Raw genomic sequence first — 22,422 nt, 5'->3', positions numbered from 1 at the left:
AATGGAGAATGGAGAATGGGGAATCGGAACGGCGGTTGGCTGCGGCCGGAAGGTAACAGGCCGCGAAGACAAAAGCTCTTAACGCTCTTGCGATTCCCCATTCCCGACTCCCCATTCCCGCCCCAACGACAGGTCCATGACAGCTTCGCCGGACTAGGCTGCTGCCAACGCGCCGCAGTGTGGTTGTGCGGTGCATCGCTGAACGTGATTCACACATGTACCTGGGAGGGTCTGTGAGCAACGACACCTTGCGTCTGCGCGTCTTCACCGCCTGCGCCGCGATCTGCCTGGCACCGGCTGTTCGCGCGGCCGATGGCGACGGTCCGGTCACCGCCGAGGTGGGCGGGCGTGTGCACTGGGATTTCACCATGTTCGACAACGACGAACGCGGCACGCCCGAGCGCAACGACACCCAGTTCCGCCGCGTGTGGCTGGATGTGGCGGGCAAGTTCTATGGCTTCAACTACAAGGCCGAAGCGGAATTTGCCGGCCTGCAGTACGAATCCGGCAGCCGCGGCATCCTGGCGCGCGATGTGTATATCGCCAAGAAGTTTTCCGCCGGTACGCTGACCGTAGGCCAGTTCAAGCAATACTTTTCGCTGGACGATCGCACCGGTTCCAACTACGGCCCGTTTCTGGAACGCGGCTATGCCTCCACCACGCTGGCGCCGATCTATCGCAAGGCGATTTCGTGGCAGGCCAATCGCCCCGATGCGACCTGGTCCACAGCGGCCTATAGCCTGGAAAGCATCGACAATTCGTCCACCAAGGGCGGTGCGCTCGGCACGCGCCTGACCTTCGCACCGGAGATGGGCGAGGCGCGGCTACGCCACCTGGGCGTGTCGCTGGCGCATGAGCGCTATTCGCATCCGGGCAGCGGCGGTGCGGCGCCGTTGCTGATCCGTCCACGTCCGGAGAACGATCTGGCCAACAACAGCCGCATCACGCTGGCGCGCTTTGCAGATGGCCGCGACACCGACCTCGACAAGTGGTCGCTGGAATACGCGGAAGTGCTGGGCCCGTGGTCGTGGCAGAGCGAATTCAGCGGCGGCCTGCTCGACGACGGCGGGCAGCATGCCAAGGTGTTGGCCAGCTACGGCCTGGTCAGCTGGTTCGTCACCGGCGAGTCGCGCGGCTACGACCGCAAGACCGGGCGTTTCAGCCGGATCAAGATGCCCAATCGTCCCTCCGGCGCGTTCGAGCTGGCCTTGCGCTACGACTACATGCGCGGCGACCAGCACATGGATGGCCAGCCCAACTTTATTGACGCCAGCACGCAGTCGTGGACGCTGGGCGGCAACTGGTATTTCAAGCCGAACCTGCGCGTGATGCTCAACGTGATCGACAGCCGCAACCGCGACCGCATGTTCGATGCGGTGGTCGACCACACGCTGGCAGTGACCGGCCGTTTTCAATACGACTTCTGATGTGTCGTTCGTGACCGCGCCAGATTTCCAGCAACTGCAAACGCGTCATCGCTTTCGCGCTGCATGCGCACGCTCCACCCTCTCCCTGTTGCACGCCTCAAAGGATTTTCCCGCATGCTGACCGCGCTCGGTTTCGGAATGGTGATCACCTTCATGTACCTGATCATGAGCAAGCGGTTGTCGCCGCTGGTGGCTCTGATCACGGTACCGATCGTGTTCGCGTTGCTGGGCGGCTTCGGCACCGGCATCAACGAGATGATGCTCGACGGCATCAAGAAGATCGCGCCCACCGGCGTGATGCTGATGTTCGCCATCCTCTACTTCGGGGTGATGATCGATGCCGGTCTGTTCGACCCGCTGGTCGGTCGCATCCTGCGCCTGGTCAAGGGCGACCCGCTGAAGATCGTGATGGGCACGGCGATCCTGGCGATGCTGATCTCGCTCGATGGCGATGGCTCCACCACCTACATGATCACCGTGTCGGCGATGCTGCCGCTGTATCAGCGCCTGGGCATGAACGCGCTCAACCTCACCTGCGTGACCATCCTGGCCAGCGGCGTGATGAATCTGACCCCGTGGGGCGGCCCCACCGCGCGCGCCGCCACCGCCTTGCATGTGGATCCGGCCGATGTGTTCGTGCCGCTGGTACCGGCGATGGCGATGGCGATCGCCGGCATCATCGCGCTGGCCTGGCTGTTGGGCATGCGCGAACGTCGCCGCCTGGGCGTGGTGCGTTTGCCGGCCGACGGCAACTGGCTGGACACCAGCCTGCCCGAGGAAAACGACGCATTGCCGCGCGTGGAAGACACCGAGGACATGAAGCGGCCCAAGCTGCTGTGGGTGAACCTGATCCTGACCCTGGCGCTGATGGCCGCACTGGTGGTGGGCGTGCTGCCGATGCCGGTGCTGTTCATGATCGGCTTTGCGCTGGCGCTGATGATCAACTACCCCAACCTGGCCGAGCAGCGCCGCCGGCTGGTCAATCACGCCGGCAATGTGTTGTCGGTGGTGTCGCTGATCTTTGCCGCCGGCATCTTCACCGGCATCCTGTCCAACACCGGCATGGTCGAGGCGATGTCGCGCAGCTTTCTGGCGGTGATCCCCGACAGCTGGGGCCCGTATCTGGCGGTGATCACCGCGATCGTCAGCATGCCGTTTACGTTCTTCATGTCCAACGACGCGTTCTACTTCGGCGTGCTGCCGATCCTGTCCGAAGCGGCCGGCCACTACGGCATCACCCCGGTGGAAATGGCCCGCGCCTCGCTCGCCGGTCAGCCGGTGCATCTGCTCAGCCCGTTGGTGCCATCGACCTATCTGCTGGTCGGCCTGGCCAAGGTCGACTTCGCCGACCATCAACGCTTCACGCTGAAGTGGGCGGTGCTGATTTCGATGCTGATGTTGGCGGGCGGATTGTTGTTTGGCTTGTTTCCGTTGGCGCGCTGATCGCCCGCCGGGAATGGGGAATCGGGAATGGGGAATCGTAAGGGCGGCGCTGTGCTGTCGTGTCGATTCCTGACTTCCACATGGACAACAGACAGACACCGCAAGCGCGGCTCCTGCTCTACCGATTCCCCACTTCCGATTCCCATTCCCAAACTCCGAAGGAGTTAAAACCAATGACACTTCGCATCGCATACGTCACCAGCGGCATGGGCAGTGTGGGCACCGCGATCTGCCAGAAGCTGGCGCGCAGCGGGCACACCGTGGTCGCCGGGTGCGGGCCCAATTCGCCGCGCAAGACCTCGTGGTTGCGTGAGCAGCGCGAGCAAGGCTTCGAGTTCGTTGCCTCCGAGGGCAATGCCGCCGATTGGGATTCCACCGTGGCTGCGTTCGCCAAGGTCAAGGCCGAGGTCGGCGAGATCGATGTGCTGGTCAACAACGCCGGCGGTAGCCGCGACACCTTGTTCCGGCAGATGACGCGCGACGACTGGAACGCGGTGATCGCCAGCAATCTGCATTCGTTGTTCAACATCACCAAGCAGGTGGTGGATGGCATGACGTCGCGTGGCTGGGGACGCATCGTCAACATCGGCTCGGTCAGCGCGCACAAGGGCCAGATCGGGCAGATCAATTTCGCCACCGCCAAGGCGGCGATGCATGGCTTCAGTCGCGCGTTGGCGCAAGAGGTCGCCTCGCGCGGCGTCACCGTCAACACCATTTCGCCGGGCTATATCGCCAGTGCCTCGATCAGCAGCTTTCCGCCCGACGTGCTCGACCGCCTGGCCACCTCGGTGCCGGTGCGCAGGCTCGGCAAACCTGCAGAAGTCGCAGGTTTGTGCGCGTGGCTGGCTTCCGATGAAGCCGCCTACGTAACCGGTGCGGACTATGCCGTCAACGGCGGCCTCTACATGGGCTAGAGCGGCCATCAGAACTACCGCGCTCACCGCCAGGCGGGCGCGGCCGGTGCACGCTACGTTTTGTCAGCCACTGTGAAGCGTCATGCTTGGCGAGTGGCAAGCACAACCTACAGGCTGTGCGCTTGCACCGATGTGCGTGCTTGCAGTTGGTCATCGCCCGCAAGCAACCGCCACTGCGATGAGTAACCCACCTGCTGCGCGAACTGATTACACTCTGGTTTTAAGCAGCGCGTTGTCATGGTCAAACCTTCAGAACGCGCAACGCCGGGCGCACGCCCGCAGATGGCCGATATCGCCCGCATGGCGGGCGTGTCCGAATCCACCGTGTCGCGCGCGTTGGCTGGCAGTCCTGTGGTGGCCGAGCGCACCCGCGCTTACATCAAGCAGATTGCCGCCGATGCGGGATATCAGGTCGATCCGATCGCGCGCAGCCTGCGCGCCAAACGCTCCAACACGGTGAGCGTGGCGGTGCCGATGATGCATGCGCTGGATCAGCCGCTGTCGGACCCCTTCATGATGACCATGCTGGCGTTGCTGGCCGAAGAACTCACCGGGCGCGGTTACAGCATGCTGCTGTCCAAGCTGGACCGGCATCAAGATGGATGGGTGGAACAACTGGCACGCGGCAGCCGCTCCGATGGCGTGATCGTGCTCGGGCAAAGCTCCGAACACGATGCGCTCGATGCCGCCGCGCGCGACGGTCTGCCGATGGCGGTGTGGGGCAGCAAGATCGAAGGGCAGTCGTACATCAGCGTGGGCAGCGACAACTTTCAGGGCGGTGCCATTGCCACCGAACATCTGATCGCCAGTGGCCGTCGCCGCATCGCTTTTCTGGGCGACGACCAACTGCCCGAGGTCGCACCGCGCTTTGCCGGGTATCGGCATGCACTTGAGCAGCATGGGCTGGAGTTCGATACACGGCTGCATGCACGCAGCCACTTCCTCAGCGAAGACGCCTACCGCCTCACACGCGCGATGCTCAAGAAGACCGACCCACCGGACGGGCTGTTCGCGGCCTCCGATGTGATCGCAGTCGGTGCGATTCGCGCCCTGGTCGAAGCCGGCCATCGTGTGCCGCAGGATATTTCGCTGGTGGGCTTCGACGATATTCCACTGGCCGCCTATAGCCAGCCGCCACTGACCACGGTGCGGCAGGACTTGGGGCTTGCGGCACGCCTGCTGGTGGATCGACTGTTGGCGCTGATCGCCGGCGAATCAGTGGAATCGGTGGAAATGGCGGTGAAGCTGGTGGTGCGCGAGTCCGCTTGAAGCGGGGATTGGGGATTGGGGATTGGGGAATCGCAAAAGCGGAGGTGCTGCGCGCAGCCGTACGTCCTCGCCTCCGCGAGCGCACTCGACGGCGCCCGGTATGCAGCAATGCAGGCGTGGCGACTAAGAGCGGCTAAGAAAACCTAGCGAGCGGTCGCCTGTCAGTGAGTGCAGTGGTTTTGTCTGCCGCATCTTGGTGGATGCAGTCAAAAGTCCAGGTCGAACGCTGAGTCGGTCGAGGGCGCGGTGCCCTCACCGCACCAGAGAGTTGACCGGTAGCTTTGTTTAAAACCCTACACACCGACCATCTCGACTGGTCCTTGCCCGCCCACCGTCGCGGGACCTTACGCGGCATGGATGCCGCGTAAGAGCTTACAAGGACGTACTTGCAGCGTGTCCCGCGAGGGTGGGCGGGCAAGGGCCCCGCAGCCAGGCAGCAGATCAGCCGGCCTGCAGTAGACCGGCGTGAAGTGGTTTTGTCAGCCGCTCTAAGCCGCCACCGCCTTGGGCTTGCGGACGCGCACGCATAGCATCGCGATCGCCGCAGCCAGCATCAGCGCGCCGGCAAGACGGATCACGTTGCGCGGGTCGCCGTGCAATAGCCGCTCGTAATACAGCGGCAAGGTGACGATCTGGATCAGCATCGGCAGCACGATGAACAGATTGAACAAGCCCATGTACACGCCGGTGCGCTCGGGCGGAATGCTGTCGGCCAGCATCAGATACGGGTTGCCCATCATGCTGGCCCAGGCCAGCCCAATGCCGATCATCGGCAGCAGCATCAACCAGCGGTCCTGGATGCCCGGCAACACCCACATGCCGATACCGGCCGCGACCAGGCAGGCCGCATGCGTGTATTTCGGGCCGAAGCGGCGCACCACCGGCACCATCGCAAACGCGGCCAGAAACGCAATGAAATTGTAGAAGCCACCGATCTGCCCGTTGACCAATCCCGCCTCACGGAAGCCGTGCGAGTTGGCCCCGGTGGTGCCGAACAACGTGGTCGACAACGACAGCACGATGTATTGCCAGTAGCAAAAAATCCCATACCACTGGAACAGCATCACCGGTGCGAGCTGGCGCATGGTGGGTGGCATCGCACGCAAGGCACCGTAGATTTCGCGCACCGTCGCGCCCAACCCTGCACCGGTCTGGCGCATGCGGGCAATCTCGGCCGGCGCAATCGCCGGCTCGCGCACGCAGCGCGCGGTGAGCAGGATCGAGGCGGCAGAAAATCCCGCGCCGATCACGAACGCAGCGATGGTGACGTAGGGAATATGGTGCGCATTGGCGGCGTCCTGATTCATGCCCAGCCACACCAGCAACGGTGGGGTGAGATAGGCCAGCGTCTGCGCAAGACCGGTGAATGCGCTTTGCGTGAGATAGCCAAGCGGCCGCTGCGGCGGCGCCAGCACATCGCTGACCAGGGCACGGTACGGCTCCATCGCCACATTGTTGGCCGCATCCAGGATCCACAGCAGGCATACCGCCATCCACAACGCGGTACTGAACGGCATCGCCAGCAGGCACAGGCTGCATACCAGCGCCCCCAGCACCATGTACGGCATGCGCCGGCCCCAGCGGGTCACCGAGCGGTCGCTCCATGCGCCCACGAACGGCTGCAGCACCAGCCCGGTGATCGGCCCGGCCAGCCACAGGTACGGCAGGCTCGCGTGGTCGGCACCCAGATAGTTGTAGATCGGGCTCATATTGCTCTGCTGCAACCCGAAGCTGTATTGCACGCCAAAAAAGCCGGCGTTGAGCGCCAGGATGCGCAGGAAGGAAAGCGGTGGAGCGTTCGACGACATACAAGATCCTGAGCTTGGGTGCGGCGATCGGTGGCCGCAGCGCACTGTACGCTGACGCTTATGCAATCGATTGTAACGCTGCGATGCAACACGCTTCCGCTTTGAAGATTGTGCCTTTTCAGCATGCATTGGATTGCTGCAATGCAGGATTGCAATCGATTGTATTGCAGCGTATTACTGCGCTCGCACTGCAGGCCACACGGCCACTCCCTGGGAGGGGACGATGCAGATATCGGCACACCACCATCCGTGAGAGAGAGAACCGCGATGTCCACTTTGCACACCCTTCGCCTGCATGCCCTGGCCTGCGCGGTCGCCTCCTGCCTGTGCGTGCCTGCCGCGCTGGCGCAGGACGCCACAAGCGCAACCACCACCCCGCCGGCTGCCAACAGCGCCGCGGTCAATCTGGATTCGGTGTTCGTCACCGGCACCTCCACTGCCACCACCAAGTTGAAGTCCAGCGTGTCGGTCAGCACCGTGGGCGCCGAGGCGATCGAACAGTCGGCGCCGCGCAGCACCGCCGAGATCTTCCGCAACATCCCCGGCATCCGCTCCGAATCCAGCGGTGGCGAAGGCAACGCCAATATCGCCGTGCGCGGCCTCCCCGTCGCTTCGGGCGGCGCCAAGTTCCTGCAATTGCAGGAAGACGGTTTGCCGGTGATGGAGTTCGGCGATATCGCCTTCGGCAACTCGGATATCTTCCTGCGTTCGGATTTCACGATGGACCGCATCGAAGCGATCCGCGGCGGTTCGGCCTCGACATTCACCAGCAACGCGCCCGGCGGCATCATCAACTTCATCAGCAAGACCGGCGACACCGCAGGCGGCAGCGTCGGCGTGAGCCGCGGCGTGGATTACGACAGCACGCGTGTGGACTTCAATTACGGCGCACCGTTTGCCGAACATTGGCAGTTCAATATCGGCGGCTTCTTCCGCCAGGGCGATGGCGTGCGCGACGCCGGTTACACCACCGAAAAGGGCGGCCAGCTCAAGGCCAACCTCACCCGCCTGTTCGAGAACGGCTACGTGCGTGTGTACGGCAAATACCTCAACGACCGCGCCGCCGGCTATCTGCCGGTGCCCACCTCCGTGCGTGGCCGCGACGGCTCGCCGGACCTGGGCGGCTTCGCCGGCTTCGACCCAGGCAATGACACCTTGTATAGCCGCAATTTCCGCAGCGATGTGGGCCTGGATGGCAACAACCAGCCGCGCCGCACCGACCTGGGCGACGGCATGCACCCGATCTCGCGCACCATCGGCGCCGAAGCCTGGTTCGACCTGGGCAACGGCTGGAACCTGAGCGAGAAATTCCGCATCGCCGACAACAGCGGCCGCTTCGTCAGCCCGTTTCCGGCCGAAGTCACCGATGCCGCCTCGCTCGCCTCTTCCATCGGCGGCGCTGGAGCGCAACTGGTGCAGGCCAGCGGCCCCGACGCCGGCCAGGCCTATACCGGCAACGCGATCCGCACGCATCTGTTCAACGTGGCGATCAACGACCTGGGCAACGTCACCAACGACCTCAGCGTCTCGCGCGCGTTCGACGGCGATGACCGCACGCTCACCCTGCGCATGGGCTATTACAGCTCGCGCCAGACCATCGACATGGACTGGACCTGGAACTCCTACGTGAAGACCCTGGGCCGCGACTCGCGCCTGCTCAATGTGGTCGATGCCGGCGGCGTGTCGCGCTCGCAAAACGGTTTGTACGCCTACGGCGTGCCGTTCTGGGGCGATTGCTGCAACACCCGCAGCTACGACGTGCGCTACGACGTCAACGCACCCTACGTGGCGCTCACCTTCGACAGTGGCAAGCTCAGCATCGACGGCAGCCTGCGTTACGACATGGGCGATGCACGCGGCAGCTATTCCGGTACCGCGATCGCACAGAACCTGGACGTCAACGGCGATGGCGTGATCCAGCCGGTGGAACAACGCGTGGCCACGGTCGATACCGCCAACGCGCGGCCGGTGGATTACGACTGGAATTACCTGTCGTATTCGTTGGGCAGCAATTATCTGATCAACGACGACCTGGGCGCATTCGCGCGCATCAGCCGCGGCGCACGCGCCAATGCCGACCGCCTGTTGCTCGGCGTGATCCGCGACGACGGCTCGGTGTCTTCCGACGAGGGCGTCAACGTGGTCCGCCAGACCGAAGCCGGTTTGAAGTGGCGCCGCGACGGGCTGAGCCTGTTTGCGACCGCGTTCTCCGCACGTACCCAGGAACAGAACTTCGAAGTGACCAGCCAGCGCTTCTTCAACCGCAGCTACAAGGCGCACGGCGTGGAGCTGGAAGCCAGCTACCGCTACGAAGGATTCACCCTCAACGGCGGCCTGACCTGGACCGATGCGGAGATTTCCCGCGACCAGATCACCCCGGAAAACACCGGCAACGTACCGCGCCGCCAGGCCGATGTTGTCTGGCAGCTGACGCCCAGCTATCGCGGCGACGGCTATCAGTTCGGCGTGAACCTGATCGGCACCACCGATGCCTACACCCAGGATTCCAACCAGCTGAAGATGCCAGGCTATACGCAGGTGAACCTGTTCGGCGATTACCGCGTGACCGATGCGCTCACTGTGGCGCTCAACGTCAACAACCTGTTCAACACGTTTGGCCTGACCGAAGCCGAGGAAGCCACGATTCCCGCCAACGGCATCATCCGCGCGCGTTCGATCGCCGGCCGGACCACCAGCATCAGCCTGCGCTACGACTTCTAAGGACCCCTCGCCGGATTCTTCCCGGCGCTTGCCAATGAGCACCTCCCCCATCGATTTCACTGTAGTGCGCGCAGCCTTTGCTGCGCCGTTGGATGCGCAGCGTGCGAATGCGCTGTTGCCGCGCTTCGATCAGCATGCGCCGCGTCTACTCGACGCGCTGCAAGCGCTGTATGGGCAGCGCCCGGACTATGCGCCGTGGTTGACGCAGTGGTTGAGCGCGCTCGGCAACACTGCGCAACAGCGCCCGCAGCCACTGCAACAACTGGACACAACGCGTCAGCCCGGCTGGTTTGGCGAACACCACATGCTGGGCTACAGCGCCTACGTGGACCGCTTCGCCGGCACCTTGCAAGGCGTGGCCGAACGTGTGCCGTACCTGCAGGACCTGGGCGTGCGCTATCTACACTTGTTGCCATTCCTGCGCGCGCGTGCCGGCGATAACGATGGCGGCTTTGCGGTCAGCGATTACGGCCAGGTCGAACCAAGCCTGGGCGACAACGACGATCTCATCGCGCTCACCACGCGCCTGCGCGAGGCCGGCATCAGCCTGTGCGCGGATTTCGTACTCAACCATACCGCCGACGATCACGCCTGGGCGCAAGCTGCACGTGCGGGCGACGCACGCTATCTCGATTACTACCATCACTTTGCAGACCGCACGTTGCCCGATCAGTACGAAGCCACGCTGGGGCAAGTCTTTCCGCATACCGCGCCCGGCAACTTCACCTGGGTGGACGACACTGCGCACTGGATGTGGACCACCTTCTATCCCTATCAATGGGATTTGAACTGGAGCAACCCGGCGGTGTTCGGCGAGATGGCGCTGGCGATGCTGCAGCTGGCCAATCTGGGCGTGGAAGCATTTCGGCTGGATTCCACGGCGTATTTGTGGAAGCGCACCGGCACCGATTGCATGAATCAGCCCGAAGCGCACACCTTGCTGGTGGCGCTACGCGCGGTCACCGACATCGTGGCGCCCTCGGTGGTGATGAAGGCCGAAGCCATCGTGCCGATGACGCAGCTGCCGCCGTATTTCGGCACAGGTGCGGATCAGGGACACGAGTGCCATCTCGCGTATCACAGCACGCTGATGGCAGCCGGCTGGTCGGCCTTGGCGCTGCAACGCGGCGACATTCTGCATACCGTCATCGCGCATAGCCCGCCGTTGCCGCACAACTGCGCGTGGCTGAGCTATGTGCGCTGCCACGACGATATCGGCTGGAACGTGCTGCAGCATGAAGCGGCCGGTAATGCCGAGCAGCCACCGTTTGCGTTACGCGATGTCGCGCGTTTCTATGCCAATGATGTGCCAGGCAGTTACGCGCGCGGCGAGAGCTTCCAGAGCAGTGGCGACGGCGTGCATGGCACCAATGGCATGGCCGCTGCGCTTGCGGGCATTCAGGCGGCGCAGGAGGCAGGCGATGCGGTGGCGTTGGACACTGCGGTGGATCGGTTGGTGTTGCTCTATGCGATCGCACTGGCAATGCCGGGTGTGCCGTTGATCTATATGGGCGACGAACTCGCCTTGCCTAACGACATCAGTTATCGAGGCGACCCGCTTCGTCAGCACGAAGGCCGCTGGTTGCATCGCCCGGCGATGGATTGGCAGCTTGCTGCTCAACGTGAGACTGCGGATAGCTTGAGCGGCAAGGTGTATCGCCGGTTGCGTGCATTGATCCGGCAACGTGCTGCGCTTTCTGCTTTGGCAGCCGATCAGGCGTTGGGCAGTGTGGCGCTGGGCGATCCGCGACTGTTTGCGTTGACGCGTGGCGATGGTTTCTTGGCCGTGCACAACTTCGGCGATCAGCCGCTGACGGTGGAGCTTGCTGCGATCGGGGATGGCCGATGGACGTTGCTGGCTGATGACAGCGACGCAGCGGTCAAATCGCTGAGCGATGACATGCGACTGGTGCTGCCGGCTTATGCGGTGCGCTGGTTGGAGCGTAGTGCCTGAGCGGTTTTGAGCAGTGGTGAAGCGCACTTCAGTGTTGAAGCGCACTTCAAAGCGGATGATCTGCCAGAGCGGATGGTCTGCGGCCTGGCTGCAGGGCCCTTGCCCGCCCACCGTCGCAGGACACGCCGCAAGTACGTCCGTGTAGGCTCTTACGCGGCATCCATGCCGCGTAAGGTCCCGCGACGGTGGGCGGGCAAGGGCCAGTCGAGATGGTCGGTGCGCTTGGTTGCGAGCACTGATTGCGTTGAGCTGTCGGATGCTGCGGCATTCTGAAAACGCACGACCAAGAGCAGCTACAGAACTACTGCTCTCACCGTCAGTCGGGCGCGGCTGGGGCTCGGCATCTGCATGTACAACTCGTACATGCCCGCTCCTCCGCCCCGTCCGCACCCACCTGCACGACTAATCGCTACGTTTTGTCAGCCGCTCCAAGTCAAAAGTCGCGGCTTTCTCCGTCAGTCGATGCACGACCACACGACAACCGCAAAATCAGCGCTTCAACAACTCTAGCAACGTCTCGGCTGCTTTTTCGGACGAGGCCGGATTCTGCCCGGTCACCAGCGTGCCATCGGTCACCACATGCACGCCCCAGTCGGCGCCCTTCTCGTAACGTCCGCCGAGTTCGGTCAGCACGTCTTCGACCAGGAACGGCACGATCTTGGTCAGGCCTACGCCTTCTTCTTCGCTGTTGGTGAAGCCGGTGACGCGGCGGCCATTGACCAGCGGTTTGCCATCGCTGCCCTTGACCCGACGCAGTACGCCCGGCGCGTGGCAGACCAGGGCATGCGGTTTGTCGGCAGCGGCGAAGGCTTCGATCAAGGCGATCGACTGCGCGTCTTCGGCCAGATCCCACAACGGTCCGTGGCCGCCCGGATAGAACACGGCATCGAAGTCCTCGGCCTTGACGTCCGCCAGACGATGCGTGCTGGCCAATGCCTGCTGCGCGTCGGCGTCCTGCTTGAAGCGCTTGGTGGCATCGGTCTGTGCGTCGGGCTCGTCGCTCTTGGGATCCAGCGGCGGCTGGCCGCCCTTGGGCGAGACCAGGGTGATGTCTGCGCCGGCATCCTTGAAGACGTAATACGGCGCGGCGAATTCTTCCAGCCAGAAGCCGGTTTTCTTGCCGGTATCACCGAGTTGGTCGTGGGAGGTGAGCACCATCAGAATTTTCATCGCATTGTCTCGTGTCGTTGCCCATCTCGGGCGAGGCGACCAGTGTCCGGATCAGCCCGTTGCAACATCGTGTAGAACACGTCGCCGCGATGCATACGGTTCAGCGCCACTTGCAGCAGGCCACGCAATCGCGAGGCCCGCTGCATCCGCAAGGGACGCACGCCTCTCAAGAGCGGCTAACAAAACGTAGCGAGCAGGCGTCAGGTGGTGCGGACGGCACGGAGGAACCGGGGTGTACGAGTGGCTATGCCGATTCCGAGCATTGGCCGCGACCGCCTGACGGTGAACGCAGTGGTTGTTTCAGCTGCGCTAAAGTCGCGGCGCGCGTTCGCACCTACCCGGCAAGTGCTCGCACCCTGTCGTAACGACGCTCAGACATTCATCGCTGGCGGCTGCAGCTGATCCATGCGGATGCGATTGGCGAACAACGAAAACGCCAGCATGCCGGCCAGCCCGCTGACCCGGCTTACCCACGGCGGCAGCCAGCGCGGTGCAACCAACACGCCGCTGTCGAACAACGGCGCAAAGCGCGCCACATCGCCCAGCGCCATCTTGCCGGCAAACAGGTACCGGCACAGCTGCAGCTGATCGCGCTGCAGGGAATGCCGGAAGAACGTATGCACCGCGACCAGGCCACGCAGGTACACGGTGTCCTTGGTGAAGGCGCCGCCACCCGACGTAGGCACGCCGCGGAATACGCGCTGCGCCGAGGAAAAACTTTCCGCCACGCTCTGCCCGCCTTCGGTGAAATAGCGGAACACGTCTATGAAGTCCGCACCCGAGCGCGCCATCGCAATCGCCTCGATGCGCAGGCTGATGCGCTTCATGCGCTCAATGTCGATGCTGCCGGTGATCTGCTCGGCGAAGGTCGCCAAACCTTCCTGCGTTGCGGTAGTACGCGGCGACGAAATACCCAGACTGGGCAGATGCACCTGCGCGCGCCCATTGAGTGCTGTGAGCGAATGCACCAGCGCTTCGTGATGGAACAACTGCGCGCGGTCGTAATCGCTGAACGTCGCACCGCTGCGCAAGCGGATGCGGTGCGCACCGGCCGCCGCCTTGGCGAGCAGATCCGGGTCCAGCGTGACCGTGATGACGCGGCCTTCGAAGAACGCATCCAGATCGTTCTGCAACTGCATGCGCAAGGCCGTCGCCGACACCGGCACCTGTTCTTCGGGCGCCAGCAGTTCGCGGTCCAGTTCCTGCGCAATCTGGATGAAGTGGCGTGCGGCCTCGCGCGTGGTCGGGCCGTTGCCCGGCATCGGGTCGTCGGGCACACCAAACAGCTGCGCCGAGTAATCGCTGACTGCGGTAGTGCCCAGCGACTCCAGCAGGCCGGCAGCCAGGCCCCAGCTATGCGCCGAGTCGATCAGATACGCGCCCAGCGGATGATGCGGATCGGCGGCCTTCGCAATCGCCGCCAATTCGCGTCGGGTATCGCCGAAATCCAGCGCCGGATACTCCACCTGCGGCAGTTCCGGCTGACCACGCGCCACGCTCTGCAGAAACGGCTCCTGCAGCGAGCGCGGCCAGCTGGCCAGGGCCAACAAACGCACGCCGCGCACCGTCTTGACCAGGCGCACATCCAGCGCCGCGTGATGGACGATGTCCGGCGGCGCCTTGCGCAGCGGCATTTCAGCGGCGTCCGGTGCGATCGACGCTGGCAGGCCGCCGGCCCGATCCCTTGCCCCGGTTGTTCTGCGCCAGGCGCGTGGCGAGTTTTTCGGCCGCAGCGGCCACTTCCACTCGCAGCTTCATGTAGTTGGCCACCCGCTCGGGATCCAGCGTATCGGCCTCGATCGCCGCACGTACCGCGCAGCCGGGCTCGGCGATATGCGCGCAATCGTTGAAGCGACATTGCGCTGCCAAGGCTTCCACATCGGAGAAACCGCCTTCGGCCAGGTCTTCTTCGCCGGTGGGCTTGAGCTCGCGCATGCCGGGCGTATCGATCAGGCAGGCACCGGACGGCAGCGGAATCAACGCACGGTGCGTGGTGGTATGCCGGCCGCGCGAATCGTTCTCGCGCACCGCATTGGTCTTCATTCGTTCCGTGCCGAGCAAGGTGTTGGTCAGCGTCGACTTGCCGGCGCCCGATGAGCCCACCAGCACGGCGGTGCGGCCATCGCCCAGCCACGGCCGCAGCGCAGCCACGCTCTCGGGATCCTTCGCATTGACCGCGCGCAACGCGATGTTCTGCGCTTCCAATTCCTCCAGCACCGCCAACGCATCCTCGGCGTATTCGGTCTGATCGGCCTTGGTCAGCACCACCACCGGCTCGGCACCGCCGCCGCCGACCAGCAACAGATAGCGCTCGATGCGGCGCGGATTGAAGTCCGCATCCAGCCCGCACACGATGAACACCGTATCGATGTTGGCCGCGATCACCTGCTGGTGGTAATGCTCGCCGGCCGCCCCGCGCTTGATCGAGGTACGCCGCGGCAGCAGCGCCACGATGCGCTTGCCCTCCATCAGCACCCAATCGCCCACCGCCGCCCGCTCATGGCTGGGAAACCGCGGCCGCTGCCACTCCGGCAAGGATTCGGCCTTGAGACTGGCCTCCGGCGTATCGGCCACCACATAGCCGGTGCGATGCTGCTCCACCACCCGCGCCGGCAGCGCCTGCGGATGCGCGGCAAAGACCGCCTGCCAGGACGGGTCCTCGGGAGGGCCAGGCCAGGGCCAGCCGATGGATTGGAGGGTGGGGTAATCGGGGGGTGCGTTGCTCATGGGGCGATTCTAGCTGGCTGGCCGCAGTGGCTTGTGCAATCGGGCCCTGCGCCTGGACTGAAGCGCCCCTTGACATCGTTGCCGATGCAAGCATGCCCGCCTGTCATATTTCCGCTACCATGCCAAGCCTCACGCCTACAACCGGCCTGCCGTATGTCCACAGCCCAGCAAAAGCCGCTCGTCATTCGCGAGCGTCTGTCCGAAGTCCGCTACGAGATCCGGGGCGAGCTGGCGCGGCGAGCGCGGGAATTGGAGGCGCAGGGTCGCAAGCTGATCAAGCTCAATATCGGTAACCCGGGTGCGTTCGGGTTCCGTGCGCCGGAGCATCTGCAGCGCGCGATCGCCGACGACATGGGCCGCACCGATCCGTACACCCATCAGCAGGGCCTGCCCGAAGCGCGCGAGGCGATCGCCACCGCATACGCGCGGCGCCAGCATCCGGATGCGCATCCTGACCGCATCTTCATCGGCAACGGCGTCAGCGAGTTGATCGACCTGTCGCTGCGTGCGCTGCTCAATCCCGGCGACGAAGTGCTGGTGCCCTCGCCCGACTACCCGCTGTGGTCGGCGGCGACTATCCTCAACGATGGCCGCCCGGTGTATTACCGCTGCGCGCCGGAGAATGGCTTCCAGCCGGACCCGGTGGAGATCGAGACGCTGGTGTCTTCGCGCACCCGCGCCATCGTGCTGATCAATCCGAACAACCCCAGCGGCGCCAGTTATTCGCGCGAGTTGCTGGAGCGCATCGTGGCCATCGCCACCAAGCACAATCTGTTGCTGATGGTCGATGAAATCTACGACCAGGTGCTGTACGACGATGCCGCCTTCGTGCCGGTCGCGCCATTGGCCGGTGCGCACCCGTGCATCACCTTCGGCGGCCTGAGCAAGGTGCACCGCGCCTGCGGCTGGCGCGTGGGTTGGGCGCTGCTGTCGGGAGAGCAATCGCGCATCAACGATCTGCGCAACGCGATGGACCTGCTTGGCGCGTTGCGCCTGTGCGCCAACGTGCCGGGCCAGTACGCCATCGATGCGGCCGTCAACGGTCCAGACACCATTTCAGCGCTGTGCGCGCCGGGTGGGCGTTTGTACGAAACCCGCCGTGCGGTGATCGAGGCCTGTGCGGCCAGTGAGCATCTCTCGCTGGTGGCGCCGGCCGGTGCGCTGTACGCGTTCCCGGCGGTGGTCGGCCCGGCCGCGCGCAACTTCGACGATCACGAATTCGCGCTCGAGCTGATGAACGAGGAGGGCGTGTTGGTGGTGCCGGGCTCCAGCTTCAACGTGCCGTACCGCCACCACTTCCGCGTGACCTTGCTGCCGGAGGCGACGGTGATGCGCGATGTGTTCGCACGCATTGACCGCGCCCTGGCACGCCGCGCCGAGGCAGTGACCAAAGTGGTACCGCTCAAGTCGCGCAGCGTGGCCTGATGGCGGCGCCTGGTACGCCGGCGCGCTATCTGGCGCTCGGCGATTCCTACACCATCGGCGAAGGCGTTGCTCCCGCGCAGCGCTGGCCGGTGCAACTGGCCGACGGTTTGCGTGCCTACGGCTGGAACGTGGCGCCGCCGCAGATCATCGCCACCACCGGCTGGACCACCGACGAGTTGCAGGCCGGCATCGATACGGCCGCACCGCAGGGCCCATTCGACCTGGTGAGCCTGCTGATCGGCGTCAACAATCAATACCGCGGACGGTCGCTGGACGAGTACCGCAGCCAGTTCGATGCGCTGTTGCAGCGTGCGATCGGGTTCGCGGGCGGTCGTGCAGCGCACGTGTTCGTGCTGTCGATTCCCGATTGGGGGCTGACGCCGTTTGCGCATGCGCAGGGCGCCGATGCGGCGCTGATTGCCGCGCAGATCGATGCCTTCAACAGCGTCGCCGCCGATCTCTGCGCCAAACGTGCCGTGCGCTTTGTCGACATCACCGCCACCAGCCGCGATGGCGGCGATGCGGCAGACATGCTGGTCGACGATGGCCTGCATCCCTCTGGCGCGATGTATGCGCGCTGGACCGCATTGGCACTGCCTGCGGCGCGCGATGCCCTAAGCTAGCCGCGCAACACGCTCACTGCCAAGGAACGACATTGCAGACCACCGCCACCCAACCCATGAGCCGCGCGCAGGCGCTGGCGATCGCGCGCGCGTTTCTGCCGCCGCATCCGCTGGGCAATCGCTACGATTACTACTACACGCAGGCCAAGCTGCGCACCGATCCGCTGTATCCGGGCGTGCTGGCCGAACTGCGCAGCACCAACGCGCCGGTACTGGATCTGGGCTGCGGGCTGGGCCTGCTCGCGCATGCATTGCGTGCCGACGGTCAGGCACTGGCGTATCACGGGGTGGATGTGGATGCGTCCAAGATCCGCCGCGCGCAACACATCGCGCAGCGCTCGGCACTGGGCAACACGCAGTTCGCCGTGGTCGATCTGAGCGTGGCATGGCCGCAACACCGCGGCAGCGTGACCATCCTGGATGTGCTGCAGTATCTGCAGGACGACATGCAGGCCAACCTGCTGCGCAGCGTGGCGCAGATGCTGACGCCGGGCGCGAAGCTGGTGATCCGCAGTGCCTTGGGCGATGCCAGCAGCCGTGGCCGCACCAGCCGCGTCACCGACGTGCTGGCGCATCTGAGCGGCTGGATGCAGCGCATGCCGCGCAGCTACCCCACCCGCGACAGCCTGCAGGCGCAGTTGGATGCCGCCGGTCTGCGCGCAACGTTTGCGCCGTTGTATGGCAATACGCCGTTCAACAACTGGTTGATCGTGGCCGAACCGCGCGGAGGCGGTGCACGAAGTGCTCGGCTCGATTTAGAACGGCCAACAGAACGTAGCGAGCAGTCGTCAGGTGGGTGCGGACGGCGCGGAGGAACCGGAGTGTAGACGTGGTAAATGCCGCAGCGATCTGGCGGCCGCGTAGTCCGTTCTTAGCGCGATGTGGATGACCCCAAGCGGCGTTGGTCGAGTGCGCGGTGCCCTCACCGCTCGCGGGACACGCCGTGAATCCGTCCCTGGAGGCTCGGTGGCGGCATCCATGCCGCCACACGGTCCCGCAATCGGCGAGGACACCGCACCAGAAAGTTGGTCGGTCGTTTGATGAAAGCCTGCCTGTTGATCGCGTTGCGTTTTGCGTTGTGAAGCTGATCGGCCGCAGCGTTATCCGAACAGCGCACCTGATGCATTGCTTGCAACATGCGCACCGACCATCTCGACTGGTCCTTGCCCGCCTACCGTCGCGGGACCTTACGCGGCATGGATGCCGCGTAAGAGCCTACACGGACGTACTTGCGGCGTGTCCCGCGATGGTGGGCGGGCAAGGGCCCTGCGGCGAAGTCACAGATCAACCGCTCTGTAACTGATCTATCCGCACTCTCCATGCGTTTCAAGACAACCGAGATTTCGAGTCGTAGCGTCATTAGATGCAGTGACAAGCTAGCTAGTCGAGCGCGCGGCGCCCTCACCGCACCAGAGAGTTCGCTGATTGCTTTGTTGAAAGCCATGCACACCGACACTCTCGACCGGCCCTTGCCCGCACACCGTCGCGGGACCTCTGGCGACATGGATGCCGTCAGCGGCTGGCGCCTTGAGCGAGATCAGAACTTCCAGGACACGGTCAGCTCCACATCGCGTGGGTCGCCATAGATCAGCTGGCTCTGATAGACGATGTTGGCGTAGTACTTGCGGTCGAACAGATTGCGCACGTTGAGCTGCGCCGACCAAGCCTGGTTGATGTCGTAGCGAGCCATCGCGTTGGCCAGCAGCACGCTGCCCTGGGTCAGCCGTTGCGTGTTGCCCTGTGGCCCGGACATCAATTCGTGAATGGCCGACTGCCAACTTAGACCACCACCAACGCGCCACGGCCCGGTTTGCCAACTGGTGAACAGCGTCGCTTCCCGACGCGGACTGGTTGGATTCACGTCGACGCCACTGGCGTCGTTGGCATCGAACTGGGCAAAGCCGAAAGCGATGCGCCATTGCTCCGAAAGCTGGCCATCGAGCTGGAATTCCACGCCCTGGCTGACTGTGCCCTTCGCCGCGAGATAGGCCTGATCGGTGGTGCCGGGCACCAACTGGCCGGGGTCGTTGACGGCGAGGTTGTCCTGCTCGATACGGAACAGCGCCAACGCCGCATTGAGTTGGCCGCCGAGGTACTCGCCCTTTGCGCCGACCTCGTAGCTGTTGCCTTCCAGCGGTTCGATATACCGCCCGCTACGGTCGCGATTGCTCTGCGGTTTGAAGATGCCGGTGTAGCTGGCGTAGAGCGAATGGTGATCGTCCACATCGAAGATCAGACCCGCGTACGGCGTGGTGCGGCCGCGGCGTTCGTACGAGTTGGCCGGCACCAGTTGGTCGGTGTTCTTCCAGTCGGTGATGCGTGCGCCGACAATGGCCTTGAGCGCATCGGTCAGGTTGAAACGGCCGGCAACGTAGGCGGCAACCTGGCGCACATCGCGCTCTTCGCCTTTGGTCAGCGGCGTCCACTCCGGCTGCGCCATGCGGCCGGTCCAGGCGTAGACGCTTTCGGCAGTCAGTTGCTGCAGCGGCAGCGGCCCGTTGGACCAGCTGCGCAGGTTGCGATTCATCCAGGTGGCGCCGGCCACCAATTCGTGCTCGCGGCCCCACAGCATCAGCGGCACCGTGGCGTAGGCATCCAGACTGTTCTGCGCGCTCAAGGTGGGATAGCGGCCACCAAAGTTGCTGGCAAGGCCCAGGCCGGTGTCCCTGTCCGGATAATCGAGATAGCCGAACAGCACCGATTTCCAATCGGCCTCGAAACGCTGATGCGAATACTCCACGTGCAGCTGCGCACCGTTGTCGAAGCGATGGGTCAGGCCGGCGAAGGCATTGGTGGTGTCGGCCACGCCGCGCGCCCAGCGCGGAGTGAACGAATCCGAGCGCGCAAAGTCGGTACGGCTGCCATCGCTGAAGTACGCCGGCACGCCGCCCCAGGTGGTGCCGCGACCGTCGTTGCGCTGCTTGTTGACGCCGATATAGCCACTGGTGGCATCGCTGAAATCGGCATCGACAATGCCGTAGAACAGCGACGATTGCTTGCTGTAGTAATCGCGGAACGATTGCTTGTCTTCGTAACTGGTCACCACCCGTCCGCGCACGTTGCCTGCCGTGTTCAATGGCGATTGCAGGTCCACGGTGCCGCGATAGCGGTCCCAGCGCCCCGCCGACAGATCCACGCGGCCGGTGAACACGTCGCTGTCGGCATGCTTGCGCACCAGATCGATCGACGCAGCCGGGCTGCCCGCACCGGAGGTCAGTCCGTTGGCGCCACGGATGATTTCCACACGGTCGTAGATCGCCATGTTCTGCTGCACATCGCCGCTGTAGTCGGTGGGGATGCCGTCGATGCGGTAGTAGTCCACTTCGAAGCCGCGCGCGTTGATATAGGTACGCTCGGTATCCCAGGTCGGTGAGTTGAAACCGGCCACGGTGTCGGTGACGTCCTGCAGCGATTGCAGATTGCGGTCGACGATCTGCTGGCGGGTCACCACCACCACCGATTGCGGCGTTTCGCGCAGCGAGAGTTGCAGCTTGGTCGAACTGCGCGCGACATCGGCGGTGTAGGAGTCGGTGCCCTCGGTGGCGGCGCCGCGATGCGCGTGGATCTGCATGCGGTCCAGATCGACCGGATCGCGCGTGCTCGACTGCGCCATCGCAGACAACGGCCATGCGCAGGCCAGCGCCAGCAAGGAATACGACAGGCGAGACTTCAACAAACAGACATCCGCACGCACAACAGCGCGCGCAGGAACAATGCGGTAAGACATGGTGTCAGCCTCATGAGCGAAACATTGCCGTCCGGGACGGCCGCTGAGGCTGGCGTCACGCATGCGATCGAAAGGCACGCACCATTTGCTGGCTGGGCGCGCATGTTCGATCCAGGTGAAAGGGCTGTCAATAGATCAGGGCACAAGGTCTGCCGCTGACGGCTGTGAATTGGTGTCTGTTTGTTGCAGCGAGTGATGGACCCAGCGGCGACACCGCGACAGGCATTGGCTCTGCGCGCGCGCATCACATCCGGCGCTGTGTCAGCTGCATCCTGGCGCAGCTCACAGAGCGCAGCGAGCGGCCTCAGGCGGGCATACACGGCACAATCAGCACGACGTGCCGGGATCGAGGACTAAGCACCGGGCGCACCTCGCGGTGAACGCAGCCGCTTTGCCGGGAACCTTCAGTCCGGACGCCGCCCAACTAACCCACGCTCCTGCATCGCCTCCAGCACGCCACGCAGGATGGTCAGGTTGTGGCCGTGCGCGGCACCTTCGTGCAGCAGCACGATCGCGCCGGGGCGCAGGTCGCGCACGATGCGGGCGACGGTGGCGTCCGGCTCGCAATGCACGCCATCGAAGCCGCGTGCGCTCCAGGCCACACGGGTCAGGCCGTGCGCACGCAGCGGCGAGGCGACGAACGGGTTGGTCATGCCCACCACCGAGCGGTACAGCCGTGGCGCCTGCCCGGTGATGGTGGCCAGCACGCGCTGCGCCTGGCCGATTTCCTGCGCCATGCGGCGCGGCCCCAGCGCCCAGAACCAGGCCTGCGGATGGGTATGGCTGTGGTTGCCGATGCCATGCCCGCGGCGCACGATCTCGCGCACCAGTTCAGGCCGCTGCTCGGCGCGTGCGCCGACCACGAAGAAGGTGGCCTTGGCATCGTAGGCGTCCAGCAATTCCAGCATCGCCGGGGTGTCGTCGGAGGGGCCATCGTCGATGGTCAGCCACACCTGCGGCGCGTGTCCGGGCAGGCGTGCCAGTACCGGCGCATACAGGCGCGCGCGCGGCAGGAATACCGGCACCACGAACAGCGCGTGCGACAGCAACAGCGCCGGCACGCCCCAGATCCAGCCCATGTGCCACCACAACAGCGCCACTGCAGCCTGCGAGAGGGCGAGCAGGCCAAGCCAGCGGTAAGGATGTGAGGGAATGCGATACAGCGTTTGCAGCGTGGTCATACCGCATGATGCCACGCGGCGTAGAATGGTCCG

General features: G+C 64.4%; 14 protein-coding genes, 3 other RNA genes and 1 pseudogene. 10 read left to right on the top strand and 8 right to left on the bottom strand.

The features are described from left to right. The first annotated feature begins 233 nt into the window (after window positions 1-233). The 4 genes from NDY25_RS15360 to NDY25_RS15345 all read left to right on the top strand — a co-directional run bounded on the left by NDY25_RS15360 (window position 234) and on the right by NDY25_RS15345 (window position 5,053). A complete protein-coding gene (locus tag NDY25_RS15360) occupies window positions 234-1,427 on the top strand; it encodes an OprO/OprP family phosphate-selective porin (RefSeq protein ID WP_168958249.1) in 1,194 nt (397 codons plus the stop codon). A 114-nt stretch (window positions 1,428-1,541) separates the two neighbouring features. Beyond that, window positions 1,542-2,870 (top strand): CitMHS family transporter, encoded by a 1,329-nt coding sequence (locus tag NDY25_RS15355; protein WP_115040946.1) that lies wholly within the window; start codon window positions 1,542-1,544, stop codon window positions 2,868-2,870. Window positions 2,871-3,043: 173 nt separating this feature from the next. Continuing rightward, on the top strand, window positions 3,044-3,784 hold the full coding sequence (phbB, locus tag NDY25_RS15350) for an acetoacetyl-CoA reductase (RefSeq protein ID WP_023905067.1): 741 nt from the start codon (window positions 3,044-3,046) through the stop codon (window positions 3,782-3,784). 237 nt (window positions 3,785-4,021) lie between these two features. After that, window positions 4,022-5,053, top strand: coding sequence for a LacI family DNA-binding transcriptional regulator (locus NDY25_RS15345; protein ID WP_168958248.1), 1,032 nt, complete (start codon window positions 4,022-4,024; stop codon window positions 5,051-5,053). Window positions 5,054-5,541: 488 nt separating this feature from the next. Here the strand turns inward: NDY25_RS15345 and NDY25_RS15340 are convergent, their stop codons facing one another. After that, window positions 5,542-6,861, bottom strand: a complete 1,320-nt coding sequence (locus NDY25_RS15340) for an MFS transporter (RefSeq protein ID WP_168958247.1) — start codon at window positions 6,859-6,861, stop codon at window positions 5,542-5,544. A 267-nt stretch (window positions 6,862-7,128) separates the two neighbouring features. On the opposite strand from NDY25_RS15340, the gene NDY25_RS15335 reads away from it, so the two are divergent. The 3 genes from NDY25_RS15335 (at window position 7,129) to NDY25_RS15325 (ending at window position 11,961) form a co-directional block, all read left to right on the top strand. Then, window positions 7,129-9,582 (top strand): TonB-dependent receptor, encoded by a 2,454-nt coding sequence (locus NDY25_RS15335; protein ID WP_251755230.1) that lies wholly within the window; start codon window positions 7,129-7,131, stop codon window positions 9,580-9,582. Between the two features lie 34 nt (window positions 9,583-9,616). Continuing rightward, window positions 9,617-11,536, top strand: a complete 1,920-nt coding sequence (locus NDY25_RS15330) for an alpha-amylase family protein (RefSeq protein WP_168958245.1) — start codon at window positions 9,617-9,619, stop codon at window positions 11,534-11,536. Between the two features lie 348 nt (window positions 11,537-11,884). Continuing rightward, window positions 11,885-11,961: non-coding RNA, sX9 sRNA (locus NDY25_RS15325), on the top strand. Window positions 11,962-12,025: 64 nt separating this feature from the next. Here the strand turns inward: NDY25_RS15325 and NDY25_RS15320 are convergent. The 4 genes from NDY25_RS15320 to rsgA form a co-directional block, all read right to left on the bottom strand. Beyond that, window positions 12,026-12,706: a type 1 glutamine amidotransferase domain-containing protein gene (locus tag NDY25_RS15320; protein WP_168958244.1), complete on the bottom strand. Its 681-nt coding sequence runs from the start codon at window positions 12,704-12,706 to the stop codon at window positions 12,026-12,028. Window positions 12,707-12,880: 174 nt separating this feature from the next. Further along, window positions 12,881-12,954: non-coding RNA, sX9 sRNA (locus NDY25_RS15315), on the bottom strand. 123 nt (window positions 12,955-13,077) lie between these two features. Next, window positions 13,078-14,340, bottom strand: a complete 1,263-nt coding sequence (locus NDY25_RS15310) for a flavohemoglobin expression-modulating QEGLA motif protein (RefSeq protein ID WP_168958243.1) — start codon at window positions 14,338-14,340, stop codon at window positions 13,078-13,080. A gap of 1 nt (window position 14,341) precedes the next feature. After that, on the bottom strand, window positions 14,342-15,433 hold the full coding sequence (gene rsgA / locus NDY25_RS15305) for a ribosome small subunit-dependent GTPase A (protein WP_168958242.1): 1,092 nt from the start codon (window positions 15,431-15,433) through the stop codon (window positions 14,342-14,344). 153 nt (window positions 15,434-15,586) lie between these two features. On the opposite strand from rsgA, the gene NDY25_RS15300 reads away from it, so the two are divergent. From NDY25_RS15300 to NDY25_RS15290, 3 genes and pseudogenes are all read left to right on the top strand, one after another. Beyond that, window positions 15,587-16,858: a pyridoxal phosphate-dependent aminotransferase gene (locus NDY25_RS15300; protein ID WP_168958241.1), complete on the top strand. Its 1,272-nt coding sequence runs from the start codon at window positions 15,587-15,589 to the stop codon at window positions 16,856-16,858. Further along, complete coding sequence (locus NDY25_RS15295; protein ID WP_168958240.1) at window positions 16,858-17,481, top strand: SGNH/GDSL hydrolase family protein; 624 nt, start codon at window positions 16,858-16,860, stop codon at window positions 17,479-17,481. The genes NDY25_RS15300 and NDY25_RS15295 overlap by 1 nt, the downstream gene beginning before the upstream one ends. A gap of 56 nt (window positions 17,482-17,537) precedes the next feature. Then, window positions 17,538-18,206, top strand: a pseudogene (locus NDY25_RS15290) (methyltransferase domain-containing protein); the annotation flags it as partial. Between the two features lie 37 nt (window positions 18,207-18,243). Here NDY25_RS15290 and NDY25_RS15285 read toward each other — a convergent pair. The 3 genes from NDY25_RS15285 to NDY25_RS15275 all read right to left on the bottom strand — a co-directional run bounded on the left by NDY25_RS15285 (window position 18,244) and on the right by NDY25_RS15275 (window position 22,389). Further along, window positions 18,244-18,319: non-coding RNA, sX9 sRNA (locus NDY25_RS15285), on the bottom strand. A 699-nt stretch (window positions 18,320-19,018) separates the two neighbouring features. Further along, window positions 19,019-21,208 (bottom strand): TonB-dependent siderophore receptor, encoded by a 2,190-nt coding sequence (locus NDY25_RS15280; RefSeq protein WP_168958239.1) that lies wholly within the window; start codon window positions 21,206-21,208, stop codon window positions 19,019-19,021. Window positions 21,209-21,612: 404 nt separating this feature from the next. Then, entirely contained in the window at window positions 21,613-22,389 is a 777-nt protein-coding gene (locus NDY25_RS15275) for a polysaccharide deacetylase family protein (protein WP_168958238.1), read from the bottom strand. Window positions 22,390-22,422 lie beyond the last annotated feature (33 nt).

It is taken from the genome of Xanthomonas hortorum pv. pelargonii, from assembly GCF_024499015.1.
GTDB classification, from domain to species: Bacteria; Pseudomonadota; Gammaproteobacteria; order Xanthomonadales; family Xanthomonadaceae; genus Xanthomonas; species Xanthomonas hortorum_B.
The sequence above is the reverse complement of the archived record's forward strand: the minus strand, read 5'-3'. Positions and strand labels throughout refer to the sequence as shown.

What these genes read in the sequence shown, in the direction of transcription:
- NDY25_RS15355 (WP_115040946.1), top strand. Translation starts at nt 1,542, where the DNA reads ATGCTGACCGCGCTCGGTTTCGGAATGGTGATCACCTTCATGTACCTG.
- phbB (WP_023905067.1), top strand. Translation starts at nt 3,044, where the DNA reads ATGACACTTCGCATCGCATACGTCACCAGCGGCATGGGCAGTGTGGGC.
- NDY25_RS15345 (WP_168958248.1), top strand. Translation starts at nt 4,022, where the DNA reads ATGGTCAAACCTTCAGAACGCGCAACGCCGGGCGCACGCCCGCAGATG.
- NDY25_RS15340 (WP_168958247.1), bottom strand. Translation starts at nt 6,861, where the DNA reads ATGTCGTCGAACGCTCCACCGCTTTCCTTCCTGCGCATCCTGGCGCTC.
- NDY25_RS15335 (WP_251755230.1), top strand. Translation starts at nt 7,129, where the DNA reads ATGTCCACTTTGCACACCCTTCGCCTGCATGCCCTGGCCTGCGCGGTC.
- NDY25_RS15330 (WP_168958245.1), top strand. Translation starts at nt 9,617, where the DNA reads ATGAGCACCTCCCCCATCGATTTCACTGTAGTGCGCGCAGCCTTTGCT.
- NDY25_RS15320 (WP_168958244.1), bottom strand. Translation starts at nt 12,706, where the DNA reads ATGAAAATTCTGATGGTGCTCACCTCCCACGACCAACTCGGTGATACC.
- NDY25_RS15310 (WP_168958243.1), bottom strand. Translation starts at nt 14,340, where the DNA reads ATGCCGCTGCGCAAGGCGCCGCCGGACATCGTCCATCACGCGGCGCTG.
- rsgA (WP_168958242.1), bottom strand. Translation starts at nt 15,433, where the DNA reads ATGAGCAACGCACCCCCCGATTACCCCACCCTCCAATCCATCGGCTGG.
- NDY25_RS15300 (WP_168958241.1), top strand. Translation starts at nt 15,587, where the DNA reads ATGTCCACAGCCCAGCAAAAGCCGCTCGTCATTCGCGAGCGTCTGTCC.
- NDY25_RS15295 (WP_168958240.1), top strand. Translation starts at nt 16,858, where the DNA reads ATGGCGGCGCCTGGTACGCCGGCGCGCTATCTGGCGCTCGGCGATTCC.
- NDY25_RS15280 (WP_168958239.1), bottom strand. Translation starts at nt 21,208, where the DNA reads ATGTCTTACCGCATTGTTCCTGCGCGCGCTGTTGTGCGTGCGGATGTC.
- NDY25_RS15275 (WP_168958238.1), bottom strand. Translation starts at nt 22,389, where the DNA reads ATGACCACGCTGCAAACGCTGTATCGCATTCCCTCACATCCTTACCGC.